This is a genomic window from Neoluteolibacter marinus, from assembly GCF_014904755.1.
Taxonomy (GTDB): Bacteria; Verrucomicrobiota; Verrucomicrobiia; order Verrucomicrobiales; family Akkermansiaceae; genus Haloferula; species Haloferula marina.
Genome location: NZ_JACZFQ010000086.1, coordinates 23,843 through 37,323, shown reverse-complemented (window position 1 = coordinate 37,323; position 13,481 = coordinate 23,843). Strand labels below are relative to the sequence as shown.

General features: G+C 65.7%; 7 protein-coding genes. 2 read left to right on the top strand and 5 right to left on the bottom strand.

Annotated features, from left to right (window positions below):
* The first annotated feature begins 43 nt into the window (after positions 1 to 43).
* Together IG178_RS16345 and IG178_RS16340 are read left to right on the top strand one after the other, a co-directional pair.
* Entirely contained in the window at positions 44 to 520 is a 477-nt protein-coding gene (locus tag IG178_RS16345) for a hypothetical protein (protein WP_193213643.1), read from the top strand.
* Between the two features lie 822 nt (positions 521 to 1,342).
* Positions 1,343 to 2,866 (top strand): OmpA family protein, encoded by a 1,524-nt coding sequence (locus IG178_RS16340; protein ID WP_193213642.1) that lies wholly within the window; start codon positions 1,343 to 1,345, stop codon positions 2,864 to 2,866.
* 111 nt (positions 2,867 to 2,977) lie between these two features.
* Here IG178_RS16340 and IG178_RS16335 read toward each other — a convergent pair whose 3' ends face one another.
* The 5 genes from IG178_RS16335 to IG178_RS16315 all read right to left on the bottom strand — a co-directional run bounded on the left by IG178_RS16335 (position 2,978) and on the right by IG178_RS16315 (position 13,447).
* Complete coding sequence (locus tag IG178_RS16335) at positions 2,978 to 3,916, bottom strand: SGNH/GDSL hydrolase family protein (RefSeq protein WP_193213641.1); 939 nt, start codon at positions 3,914 to 3,916, stop codon at positions 2,978 to 2,980.
* A 96-nt stretch (positions 3,917 to 4,012) separates the two neighbouring features.
* Positions 4,013 to 4,618 carry a L,D-transpeptidase gene (locus tag IG178_RS16330; RefSeq protein ID WP_226895509.1) on the bottom strand — a complete coding sequence of 202 codons (606 nt, stop codon included), beginning with the start codon at positions 4,616 to 4,618 and terminating at the stop codon, positions 4,013 to 4,015.
* Positions 4,619 to 4,811: 193 nt separating this feature from the next.
* On the bottom strand, positions 4,812 to 7,523 hold the full coding sequence (locus IG178_RS16325; RefSeq protein WP_193213640.1) for a hypothetical protein: 2,712 nt from the start codon (positions 7,521 to 7,523) through the stop codon (positions 4,812 to 4,814).
* Positions 7,524 to 7,670: 147 nt separating this feature from the next.
* On the bottom strand, positions 7,671 to 9,647 hold the full coding sequence (locus IG178_RS16320; protein ID WP_193213639.1) for a choice-of-anchor Q domain-containing protein: 1,977 nt from the start codon (positions 9,645 to 9,647) through the stop codon (positions 7,671 to 7,673).
* A gap of 296 nt (positions 9,648 to 9,943) precedes the next feature.
* Positions 9,944 to 13,447, bottom strand: a complete 3,504-nt coding sequence (locus tag IG178_RS16315; RefSeq protein WP_193213638.1) for a choice-of-anchor Q domain-containing protein — start codon at positions 13,445 to 13,447, stop codon at positions 9,944 to 9,946.
* Between the last annotated feature and the right edge of the window lie 34 nt (positions 13,448 to 13,481).

The following is a 13,481-nucleotide window of genomic DNA, read 5'->3' as shown; positions in this document are numbered from 1 at the left end:
GCTTCAAAAGGAACGGGACTCGGGAAGGCGCTTCAAGATCCGCATGGGCTTCTTCGGCTTCAACATGAGCCTCGTCACCGGACTCGGGATCTGGGCACTCGCGACGGGACGCACGTCGATGGGCGAAGCCTGGCCGGCCATCGTCACAATGCTCGCACTCTGGGCCACCTACCTTGAGTTCATCCGCTTCCGGGTCGCCGAGTCGCGCCGCTTCGCGCCGATGACGAATGACGTGCGCACCGCCATCGAATGGACGCTGGTTCAGACCAGGGCCGCCGCGAGGGAGATCAAGCTCCTGCTCGCCGTGAACGCGCTGCTGGTGGTGCCCCTGACCGCGCTCGGCGCTCGGTCCTTGATGGCATCGGGCAAACTGAGCGGCGACCAATCGCTGGGCTTCGGCTTGTTCTCGCTGATCATTCTCGGCGGAAACTTCGCCGTGTTGTTCATGCATCGACGGAACACACTGATCCCCCGGCAGCAACTCCTGGAGCGCGGACGCGCCGAACTGGTTTCAGCATAGCGGGGGACTCTCGAGATACGCCGGCGCTTGGCTCAAGCCCAACTCACTGCAATCTTCTCGTTCTGGAGCTAGAAGAGACCTCCCGCCGAAGGTTGTGGAGATCGGTGAAATCGATCGCCTTTTGAGGCGGGTCGGTTGAGTCAGCGCAATGGCCTCGAACCAGCTTCGCGGCCGCGCCGCAATGGTCGAAGATATCCCAGCGTTCCACCGATTTTCCTCCCGAGGCAGAACGACTCCTTGTTCACCAACGTGGTGTCGTCCTGCAGTTCGCAATCCGCCCGGTCGCTGCGGGACCTTCGCTATAGAATGCGAGTGGTTCGCCATCCTGCCGTTGGCCAGAATCCGACGTCCGCAGAGCCGCTCGTAGGTCCACATGAACTCCGCAAGTTTGTTCTTTTCATGCCGAGTTCCGAACCTGCGACACGCCACCCGCGACACGAAGTGGAAACAGACGACGGAATGCGCCCGGGAAATCGAGGTCATTCCCCTGAAGATGGGTCATTCACTGCCTATCTACCCGGCAATTGCGCCCCGGAAAAATTCTTCGTCAGGACGCATCCCTTGCACGTCCCCCATCCGCGAGATCCAGAGCCCCCGCAGCTCCACCGCCTCGATTGACCGTGTTCATCGAGGAGTATTGCAGCCGTTCCGGCCCAGGGGGCAAGGAGTGCACGGGATCGGCGATCCTTTTGCACCCTGCAATCGGATGGTGCATTCTGACCCGGTCAATCATCCGGAAGCGGCCGGAATCAACGTGGTTTCAAGGTTCACGGGGGTGGCATGCTTACCGCAAGGAGGGATGGCCAACCCAGAAACCACATCATGAGATTCAAAGTTTCCCGCTACATCCCGCTTTCCGTCATGCTTTCGATCCTTCCCGGCCACCCGGCTTTGGCGCAGGACGTCGATGAAAACCGGGAGGAAGCGGTGTCGGAGAATGTCCGCAATGCCGCTGACGATGCCGTGAAAAGCCCCGAAGCCGACGACCCGCGGGTCGAGCAGGCGAGGATTGATCTGGAGGATGCCCAGGAGTTGGCGGAGAAATCCGCCGGTGCGGAAAAGGCCATGGCGGAGGCCAAGGTCAAGCTTGCCCGGAAGCGCTTGGAGAACGCGATCAAACGGAGCGAGGCGAAAGACGAGAAAGCCAGCCGGCGCGCGGAGAAAAGTGCTGCCAGATCCGCGAAGGATCCGCGGAACGACAAGCAACCGAACTCCGGTGATACTGCCGGCAAGGAGAAGGGGCGGCCGATGGCGGAAAAGGGGCGGCCCGCGCCGACGCACGACGTCACCGAAGCAAAACCGGACCGTCAGGCTGATCCCGCGTCGCCGCCCGGAGACAGGGTTGAGTCGAAGCAGGAAGTGAAGGAGGCCAAGGATGCCGATCGGGCGGTGGACCGCACCGCGAGGCAGGTCGAGGAAAAGGCGGATCGCAGGAAGCTCGGATTGAAGGACAAGGAAGAAGCCCGCGCCATGATCCGTGAGCTGATCGGCGCCGAAAGCGCGGTATCCAAGGCGGAGGCTGCCCGGGAGACGCGTCTCGAACCGCGGCTCCGCGACAACCGGCGCCAAGGCGGTGGCAGCCGGGATCGCGATGAAATCCGCAGCGCTTCCGAGTTCCTGCTGCGCCAGCTCAGCGGCCGGTCGAAGTCAGAGGAAGCCCCCGAGTTTTTCCGCCGGCCCGGCCGCGTCGAACCTCGCCGCGATGCGCGAGAAGACGGCCGGCGGCGCCCGGCAGCCGGTGGATTCCAGGCAGCACCCCCGCGCTACTACCACGAAGGCCGTCGCTACGTGCGCTTCGATTCGCGCAACTCCATCCCGGCGATCCTTCTCGCCGCCGCCGCGCTCGACCGGGTATCGGTGCAACCGGCGGAACGGGTCGACCGCTACTTCCCAGACGAAAGGGGAAGTCATCGATACGCCAACGAGCAGCCGCCGGAAAACTACCGGCGCAAGGAGTCGGTGGTCGTGTCCTACCCGGTCAGCCAGAGCTCGATGATCAGCAGCAATGACATCATTTTCGCCCAGGGATCGACGCGCTTCGCCGACGGCCACTCCTACGACATGCTGATGGCGCTCGCCGATGCGATTGCCAATCCGGCTCTGGCGGATGCCCGATTCGTCATCGAGGGCCATGCCTCGGCGGAGGGTTCCTACGATGACAACATGGTCCTGTCCCAGCGGCGGGCCGAGGCGATCGTGCGCGACCTGGTCCGCGAGGGAATTGATCCCGAGCGCTTGATCCCGGTCGGCTACGGTGAGAGCGAAGCCCGCTATCCGGCGGATGCCCCCGAGCGGAATCGCAGCTTGGACCGGAACGTCCGCGTTTTCAGGATCGGCGTTGAATGACGGGACTTCGTTCCTGGCCACAGGCGTCTCTTGGTGGCCAGGACCCCGATCCCTTTGTGATCCTTGCTTCCTCCCCCGGGACACGGCTGTTGTCGCGATAGCGGCGAGCCGTCACCGGGGGCTGAAGTTTGGTCCCCGCTTCCGCCGCGCCGCGGTTTCCCTCATCGCGCCGATGAGGTTCGCTACATAACGGTCGATGCCGGCTTCATTCGGATGCGCAGTTGCGGCGAGAAAGCAGTGCAAGCCCGTCTTTCGTCTCGCGAGGGCCAAGGTGCATTTCCTCGCCCGCAGGCCCATCATCGGATCGTTCGACCATGGATGGAAAAGCAAGCTGGGCTTCCCGAACATGCCTTCGTCCGCGTCGAAGCCCGCCTCCACGAAGGTGCAGGACGGACCGGCCTCCCGGCAGGCCTTTGCCAGCCAGAAGTCGGAGCGCTCGCGAAAGAGCCGGCTATTGCCAATCGCCCTTTCCGCCAGGTCGAAGTCGTCATCGTCGACTGGAGGCAGCCCTTCACGGTCGAGCATGTCCTCGACATCCTTGCGGACGGTTCGTTCCGCGAGGATCTGGTAGTAGCCGAGCACATAGACTTCAGCCCGTGGGAAACGCGCGAACACCGCCTCGAGCAGCCGCTTGAAATCGTGGTAACAGGCACGTTCGGTGGCTTTTTCGAGGTATTCCGGGGGAGTCGCCGGACTTGAAATCCGCACGCCGCCGACATCGTTGATCCCTCCCTCTAACAGAACCCTGATCCGGTCCGACCGGGGTGCGGGCGCCGCGTGGAGTTGCGCGAGGACCGATGGCCATGGCGTGGGAACCTCGCCGTGAACGGACTCGGGCGGCGAGGACGGATCGCCATCGAGCAAAGCGCCGGAATGAGCGAGGAGATGGACCCGGGGACGCTCCTCGAACTCCGAGCCGATGAAGCCCGCGACCTTCCGGTCGATCTTCGCCGCCGCGGGGTGACCCTGCCCCCACAGGATCGACGAGCCCAACACGTACAGGTCGCTGCCGGGCCGGAACAGAGCGCGGAAGGAATCGAAGAGCTTCATGAATGGAAATGCACGCCGTGGACTGGCGTCCTGCCAGCTCTCCTGCCAGTTGCCATGAAAGATATGCGATTGCCAAGCCGGTGGCAGCGGCCCCGGTCAACGGACCACCTTCACCGGCGTCCCGACGCTGACGTTGGCATACAGGATCTGGGCCATGGTCTTGGGCATCCGGATGCAGCCGTGGGACGCGGGGAGCCCCGGGTTGGGGATGGGTCCCACGTGCATGCCGATGCCCGACGAGTTCAGGCGCATCCAGTAGGGCATGGCGGCTCCGACAAATCGACCGCCGGGAGGAACCTCGTCCCGGCGAATGTCCGCTTCGCTGACCAGAACCTCACCCGTCGATGAAACGATCCTGCCATAGAGTGTCGATCGCTTGTCGACGACCTTCTCCATCACCGTGAACGATCCGGTCGGGGTCCGGTGACCGGGAAGCCCGGTGGCGACCCGCGATTTGCCGACCGGCACGGTGCCCTTGAAGAAGTAGGCGGTCTGTTCGCTGAGGTCCACCGTCACCCGCATCGGCCCGTCGCCCGGACGGTTGTCCCAGTAGGAGTATCCCGTCTCCGACTGATAGGTGTGCTCGCCATCCAGATCGTGCTGGAGACCGGGGTCATCCCCGGACTGCAGCCCGGTGGCGCAGCTGGCAAGGAGCAGAACGGGAATGGCACCGAGGACTTTGAGGAAGGCGGGACAATGCATGGAGCGGTCTCTAGCAGAAGGAATTCCATGGCGACGCCAACGCGAGAACCCTGCTGCGAGCAGGGATTTCCTCCGACCGCGGGACCGCCGACGGCGGAACCATCATGCAGGGTGGATCCCGTCTCATCCCGCGAACGTGCGGAATGCAACGACTTGCTTCCGTTCATCGGCCCGGAGTCTCCGGGCGACGGGTTCATTCCGTGCGGGCCCGGAGGAACATCTTCGGGGCATCCGGTTGGGCCGGGTGCCGGAGATCACCGAACATCGCCCGGCCGGTCGAGTCCGCGGTGACGGTGCGGATGACGGTCCATGGATCGTCTTCCCCGAGATCCGCCGACGCCTCGATGCCGACCTGGGAGAAGGGCGCTGCCCCTCCAATGCTCCCATCGAAACTGCCCGCTGGAGCGAAGGCGTCGGAGAGATCGATCGAGACCGTGAGCTGATCGATGACCGGTTGGACCGGAGGAGCGGGAGGTGCGGTGGCCAGACCGCTGTCCTCCGTGGCCGACAGGAGGAAATCTCCGCTGAAGCCCTGCGTTGAGGCGGAGACGGTGAACTGAACTTCCCAAGAGAAAACCGTCCCGTCGTTCGCCTGGGAAAGATCGGCGAGGACGGTGGACTGGTTGGCGAAAACCGCGGCGGCCTCGGCGGGATTGGCGAACGGGATCTCCTGCACGGCGACGCCATCCTTCAGGAAGCGGAACACGCCGTCATCAAAGCCGTCGCCCGACGAGGTGAATCCCACCCCGGACATCACGAGCTGCCCGCCCGAGGCCCCGGCGCGCAGCTTGAACACACCGCCGTGGGTGTGCGTGGTCGTCGCGCCGTTCGGAAAATCGTAGGTGCCGGCCGGTTGGACGAAGCGGCAGGAGATCAGGTGTCTCTCGTCGGTGAGGTTGTCGAAGAACGCGGCCGGAACCGGGTTCGAGCCAAAGGGCGTGGTCACGGCCTGTTGCTTCTGGCCCGCGTTCTGATCGTCGAAGGACGCATTCCGGGTGGCGAAGTTCGCGAACGAGGTGTTCGGGACATTCGCGCCGGCCAGGGCGGCGTTGGAAACATCCGAGATGCCGCGGCTGATCCGATCCGCGGCATAGGTGGAGGCGACCCATGAGACCGGAAGCGACGCGTGCCCGGCGGAAACGGCGGTCGCGTCGTGTTTGCCGAAGTTTCCGTTGGTCGTGGAGCGGGCGGAGGCAATGGTTCCCGCGGAAGTCACTCGGGCGACGCTGGTGGCGGTGGAGCTTCCGTGGTTGATCCCCTTCCCCGCACGCGCCAGGGCGACGGTGCTGACGTTCGATGGCCCGGTCGCATCGCCGAGGGCATTGGCGTACGCGCCGAAGCTCACGCTCGAAGCGGTATTTCCCGTGGCGGTCGCGTTCGCCGTGGTGTGGGAGCCGATGCCGCGGACGATGGCTGTCGCGTCGCCGGAGCCGAGCGAAGAGCCCGGCGAGCTGCCATCCGAGACCTGTCCGCCGGATGCCGTGGCATTGACGGTAAGGATCCCGCTGGTGGTGCCATCGATTTCAAGATGGGAAAGACCCCGTCCGCCGAACTGGCCGCCGGTCGCGGTCTGGGTGAGGGAGACCTGTCCGGCCGCGGTGTCGGCGCTCAGACCGTTGAACAGCGAAACGTGGCCGCCGGTGCCGTTCCTGGATGTCCCCGACCCGCCGGCGCCGGCATTGCCCGAAAGGGTGAGCCCGATGCTGCCGCCGCCGGAAACCGCACGCAGGACCGGCGACGTCACCTCGATCTTCCCTCCATCGCCAGGGCGCAGCAAGCTGCCGCCGAAGACGGCTCCCCCCGCTCCCGATGAAAGCGTGACGCTGCCGCCGATCGAGCCACCTGGCCCCGCCACGAGATCGAGCGGCTCGACCAGCGGCGAAGCGCCCCTTGCGACGGACGGGAAATCCCCGGGGATGGCGTACGTGATCCCCAGGCTCGGCGGAGCGTAGGAAACACAGGTGCCTCCCCTCACATCCATCCCAGCGGTGATCGAGGCATTCGATCCGCTCGCCTCGATCCGCGAAGCGCGCAGGACTCCGCGCGAGGGCATCGGACCACCGGAGACGCTGGCCGGCCGGCCGATCCCGCCGCCACCGCCTGAAATCACCGACGCGGAAACGGACGCATTGTCCGCCGGGGTGGAGATGTCGAAATCCACTTCCGAACCGACAGGATGGCTGGGATCGTTCAGCAAGGAAATGCCCAGGCCCGATCCGCTGCCGTGGGGGCCGTTCGCACCAGCCAGGGAAGTGATGTTGACCTGCTGGGTGGTGGTGGTCACGCCGCCGTGCATCACGAGGCTGGCGCGCGCTTCGCCCCCGGTCTTGCCCAAGCCACCCGTGCCGCCCGTCTGGGCTTGCGTGTCCACGTGACCCGCCCCCGCGGCGTTGGATGCGCCCGCGTTCACGTTGAATGTCGCCCGCTGGAGGGTGGTGGACGCACCTGCCGTGAGGGTTCCGTGCGCCGTAGCGTCACCGGGAGTGCCGGCATCTCCACCGCCGCCGTTCTTGCTGGCGCCGTTGGCTCCCTGTCCGCTGTTCCCTCCGCGGATGGTCAGCGAAAGGATTTGCGAAGGCGCGTCGAGGGTGATCTCCCCGGTTCCATTCGCCGCGCCGCCATGGCCTCCGCGCCCCCCGCTGCCGCCGGTGCCGTTGGCATTGGCCCCGCCTCCACCGCCGGTGCCGCCGCTCCCCGCGACCAGGGTCAGCGACTTGTCTGCATCCGTGGTGGAAACCACGGAATCGGTGAGTCCTTCGCCATTGCCACCGTTGCTACCGGATTGGCCGGGCGAACTTCCGGAGGTTCCGGGCGTCCCCGCGATCCCTGTGCGGTTGACCGTCTCCGCGAAAAGGACGGGCACGAGCGCGGGGATGGCACCGACGAGGATCAGAAGGGATTTCATGGCTTGTATCGCGATGCGCTATCTCTCGCATCCAGACCTAACAAGCATATTCTCCCGCAGGCGCGAGCGCCCTGCCCTGTGTCGTCAATTCTCGGGCTGCCGCCCACGATCCGCGGGCTCCTGACTCGGAGGCTTGCAGGAATCGCCCTACTTCCGGACCGCCCGGAGGAAGTCCCTTCCGGGGTTCATCAAGACGGTCACGACTTCGACAAAGCTGCCGGTCTCGACGATCTCCACGGTTCTCGCGAGTGCGGGCGGCGTCGGAGGCTCAAGGTCCTCAAGGAGCTGCAGCTCGTAGTCGAGCCCGGGAAACGTTTTGACCGCGACTTCGAAAAGCGGGTTGCTGACCGGATCGAATCCTGCGGCCGGAGTGATGCCGAGGATCCGGAAAAAGTCGGTGGCGTCGAGTGGATCGGTCATGTTGGCGATCTCCTCCCGGTCGGAGCGGCCGTCGCCGTCGGTATCGGTCGAGCCGTTTGCCGTGGTGGTGTTGCCAAAGATGCCCGTTTCAATCCGGTCGTCGATGCCGTCGCCATCCGCGGTGTCGACGAGGGGAAGAAGCGAGAACGGGAACGCCTCGACGGCACCGATGTCGGGAAAGGAACCGGAAATCCGGGCAGATCCGCGCTGGTCGACCGTGACTCCTTCAACCGCCGCTCCTCCCTCGATCGCGGGTGAGCCCGGTAGCGGCGGGCTGGTCGGTGTCGGGCCGCCGTAGTCACCGAGGGGGGCGATCCGCGGGTCGGAATCGCGCTGGTCACCGGCCGCAGCGGGATGGGCGGCATCGCCTTCGGGCGAATCATCGAGGAGGTTGTTGCCGAGCGAGACGATCGAGACGCCCGCCACTCCTCCGGTCACCGCGGTGATGTTTGAATCTCCGTTGTCGGTGAAGATGGTGTTTTGATACTCAAAGAGGATCGGTCCGGCGTCGGCGATGATCTCGATGCCCCCAAGGCTGTTTCCGCTGATGGTGACGTTGGTCAGCGACAGGCGATCGTTGCCACTCGTAATTTGACTGAAGAAACTGATCGCTCGTGTCTGGTTGTTGCTGATGGTGGTGTTGGTGATGGTCGCCCGGCTCTCCCTGACACGGATCGCACCGACCCCGGTGGTCAGGTTGTCGACGATGGCGCATCCATTGATGTCGAGGGTGCCGAAGTGGATCACGATGGTGCTCCCGCTGTTTGCTTGAGAGCTGTTGTTTCTCATCACCACGCGGTTCAGGGTGACGGCTCCTCCATTGGAGAAGAACGCCCCTCCCCCTCTCTCGTCATCCTCATTTGAGTTCCCATCGGCCAGGGTGAGGTCGCTGATGCTGATGAGTCCCTGCCCGTCTCCCACCTCCGCGAAAATGCGGCTCGCACCACCTCCGCTGATGGTCAGGACATCTGCACCGGGACCGGCGATCGTCATTGAGCTCGATATTTCAAGCTGCCCCCCGGTCAAGGTGATCGTCGACCCGGAGAGGGAAGGGTCGAAGGAAATGACATCCGCGCCGGTCTCGTTGGCGAGACCGATCGCTTCGCGGAGGGAAAGGTTGCCCGGAGAAAAGTCACCATCGTCGATATCGCTTGCCGTATCGACCACGAGGTGGACGGCCTCGATGGAGGAGACACGCCTGAAATCCGAGCCGGCCGCCAGAAAGACATCCCCGGTGAAGGTGCTGTTGGAGAGGGCCGGGTTGAAGGCCGGGTTGCCCGCAAAGGTGACGGATTGGGGTGGGATGATGACGGTATCGCCCCTCGTTGAAGGAATGTGGTTAGAAAATGAGAAAAGCGGGTCGTTCGCGCTGACGCTGAATGATCTGAGATGGTGGTTGTCAACCAGGAGGTTGATTCCGGCGGTGCCGGAAGTCTGGCTTTCCCCGGAGATGACCGTGAATTCCAGCGCTTGGTCGGCGGGGCTTGTAATCGTGGCGGTTCGTGTACCGTCCGTCGTCACCCATTCGTTGAAGACGAGAAATGCGGGATTGGTAGTGCCCGTCATTTCAAGAGTGATGGGGGCATTGATGGAGAGGGTGAAGGTGCCCGTGGCATCGGTGACATCACCGGTAATGGTAATATCGGCGGGGGCGGTGGCTAGGGCCGCGAGGCTGGCGCCGAGCGCGAGGAAGCTGCGTTTCATATGATGGCTTGGGTTGATCGTGGGTGCGGACCGGTGCCCCTCTTATTTTTCCGGGAAGCTCCGTGAACCAGGGTGAAGGCCGCGGGGTGAATCGCGGCGGCGCATCGTCCTTGCCGACCGTGGTAGCGAGCGTGGTAAAAACCGTGGAATCGGTCCGTCGGAGCGGAATGTCCGGCACCCGGACCCCGATCACGGCCGGGCGGTGCACTCGCGCACCGCCCGCCACGTCATTCGCCAGCCTGTCACCGGGGTCCGCCCCCCTTGATGGACCGGTTCCCCGCTGTTGGATCCGTTCGCTACTCGCTCTCTTCCAGGCGGTAGAAGGCCCGGCCACCCGCGGGCGGACTGGTGTCGGAGAAGGTCGCCACCGTCTCTCCCGGAGATTGGGTGTCCACCACCACGTCGAAGACCTCCAGATTCAGGCCGCGCCGGAGTTGATAGGTCGTGGAAGGGTCGAGGTTCCTGAAGGTAATGTCCACCCGCGTGACCACGCCTCCGACAACTGTCGGCTCGATCCTTTCCAAACGGATCCCCGGCGGAAAGCTGGCGGCATCGGTGGGATCGGTGCCGGCCTTGAACTCTGCCGCGTCGCTCACGCCGTCGTTGTCAAAGTCGGTGGCCGTCGCGGCGAGGAGGCCGGCGACGCCCTCGAAACCGAACACCGCGTCGGCCGGGTCGAAGTCGATGATGAACTGCTCGAAGTAGTCCGGCAGGCCGTCGGCGTCGGTGTCGCCGAGGGCATTGGAGACGACGAGGGTGCCGCCGGCGTCGAGGTAGTTGGGGCCGAGGGCCGAAACGTGACCGGGGAAATAGATACCGGGCGGCACCGGGCCGTTGACCGGATCAACGAGCCGGCCGACCCGGAAGGCGAGGAGCTGGTCCACGCGAAGCTGCGAGGCGCCGAGCAGGGTGACGCCGGCGCCGCCGCGGAAGAGGACGTCGGTGTCGAAGTCGAGCACCAGGCTCTTGGCGACCGTGATCGTGCCGGTGTAGCCATCCTCATCGACGGCGGTGAAGGCCACGGGACGGCCGGCGAGCGTGCGGTCGCCATCGATCTCGATCAACAGATCGCCGGGACCGGTGAGGCGGGCGTCGATCGTCGCCCGGCCCATCGCCGGAGAGTTCGCGATGCTCGCGCCGGGCGCGGCGGTGACGACGAAGTCGTTCACGTCGAAGGTGACCGAGTTGGGGCGGTTGTTGGCGTTCGGACCGAAGAGGAGCGAGCCGCCGTCGAGGATCAGATCTCCGGCGCCCGCGCGGATGGAGGCGGTCTCGCCGTCCTGCTGCTTGACCAGGAGACTGGTCCCGCCGGGCACGGTAAGCGAACGGCCCGTGAAATCGGCGGTTCCGCCGTCGATTGTGCCCTGCGGTGAGGTGCGCATGATCGTGTTGCCGACGGGAGCGAGCAGATAGTCGTTGGCCGGCGAGGGCACCTGGTCGTTGTCCCACACTGCGGGGGTGAGCCAGCTGTTGTTGGCCGCGTCCATGACCACGGGAAAATTCGCCTCGACCGCCCCGATGTCCACGCGGCCGTCGCGGATGCGGGGAAAACCCGCGCCGCGCTGGTCGTTCTCCAAGCCGGCCGGGAGGGCACCGTCGAGGCCCGCGTCGATGGCCGGGCTGTTGGGGAGCAGGGCGACGGTCGGCGTGGGGCCGCCGTTGCCGGCGAGCAGCGGGAGGGGGGAACCGCTGCCGCCGGCGGTCGTGGCCAACAAGGTCGCAAGCGACGAGCCGGTGTTGGCAAAGGAGCGGTCGGTGCCGTTGCGGAAGCCCGAGCTGCCGGAGGTGGTGCCGATGAAATTGACCCCGCCGGAGGTGAAGCCGCCGTCGATGTCGGGACCGGCACCGGCGGCGGTGTTGCCGGCGACGATCGAGTTGACGAGGTCGAGCTGGCTGCCGTTCGCGTTGAGAAAGCCGCCGCCATCGCGGACCGTCGTGCGATTGCCCGCGATGGTGCAGGAGGTGAAGCGCGAGCGCTGGAGGCTCGCCGCGATCGGGCCGGCGTGAAAGAGGCCGCCGCCGTCGCGCCCCGCGGTGTTTCCGACCACCGTGCAGTTCGTCATGATGAGGGGCTTGAGGCTGTTGGAGAAGATGGCGTTGCCGAGGAAGACGATCCCCCCGCCGGAACCGCTCGTTGCGGTGACGGTGTTGTTCGCGACCGTGGTCGCGCTCATGCGGAGGGTGATGCCGTTGGTGCTGATGCCGCCGGCGGCGCTGGTGGCGGTGTTGCCGGAGATCGTGCTCGTGGCGATGGTGGCGAGGCCGCCGTTGTCGAGGCCGAAGGTGCCGACGAAGAGGCCGCCGCCGTGGCCGCCGGTGAAGTTGTCCGAGACGGTGGAGGCGCTCATGGCGAAGACCAGGGTGGCGGAGTTGAAGTTGGCCTCGGTCTCGAAATAGACGGCGCCGCCGGAACTCGTCGTGCTCGCCGCGCGGTTGCCCGAGAGGGTGCAGCCGGTGAGGATGAGGCGGCTGCCCGGCGCGCTGAAAATCCCGCCGCCGTTCGCGCCCGAGCCGACCGCACGACCGTCGAGGAGGCGGCAATTTTCGAGGGTCAGGTGCTCGTGGTTGTGGATATTGCCGCCCGCGTCGTCGCCGGAGGCGACACCGTTTTGCAGCGTGAGGCCGCGCAGCACGACCTCGAGGAGGTTGTCGGCGTTTTCGTCGTCGATGAGGAGGCAGCGGGTTTCGCCGGCGTCCTGCACGTCGTCGCCGTTTGAGCCGCCGTCGATGGTCAGGCCAGCCGGCAGGGCGGAGGCGTCGATGGTGACGCTGGTGCGCACCGCCAGCGGGCCGCGCGCGGCGTCGAGTTGGATCGTGCCGCCGTCCAGCGCGGGGTCGAAATGGATGCGGCCGAGCACGGCCAGGCCGAGAGCCTCGCGGAGGGAAAGGCCCGCGCCCGTCTCGACCGGCGTGTCGAGCTCATCGGCAAGCGTGGTGACCGTGAACACGGGCAAGGCGCCGCCCGTGCCGACGACGAGTGCGCCGCCGCCATCGACGTAATTCGCACCGAGCGCAGCAAGCGAGGTTCCGAGATAAGTGCCGTCGGGCACAGTGCCGTTGACCGGATCAGTGAGGCGGCCGCTGCCGAGACGGATGACCTGATCGACGCGGAGCTGGGCGCTGTCTTCCAGCTCGATGCTCCCGGCGGGAGACACGTCCGAACCGAAGTCGAGGACGATGCCGTCGCTCACGGAGATCGTGCCGGTGAGGGCGGTGTTGTTGACCTCGGTGAAGGTGACGACGTTGCCGGCCGGGAAGCTGTTGCGCTTGGCGAGAAGCCGGAGCCGGCCGGTGCCGCTCAGGATGCCGTCGAAGGTGATCCGGGTGGACGAGCTGGAGACCTCGATGAAGTGCCTGCCGCCGTCGAAGGTGAGCCGGTCCACATCGAACACCGGGGTGGAGCCGCCCTGGTTGGGGTCGAAGCGGATGGTGCCGCCGCTGAGCTTGAGATCGCCGTTGCCGTTGCGGATCGCGAGCGTCTCGGTGCCGCGCTGCTTCACGACGAGCGTGGTCAGTTCGCTCGCCTCGAGGCTGCTGCCGGTGAAGTTGGCGCTTCCGTTGGAGGTCGTGCCGGCGGGAGAGGTGAGCATCGTGCCTCGCACGCTGGTGGCACCGACGTTGGCGCGCAGGAAGTAGTCGTTGCTGGCCGAGGGCGCGGCGTCGTTTCCCCAGACGCTGGGCGTGAGCCAGCTCAGCCCGGCCTCGTCCATGAAGACGCTGGCGGCGGACGCGGGCTGGATCAGGGCAGGAAGGGCGAAGCCGATGACGGCGGACGCGTAAGGGTGGAGACGTTGAAACATGGTGGCACGCGGGGTGAATCGCGGGGTCCACCTT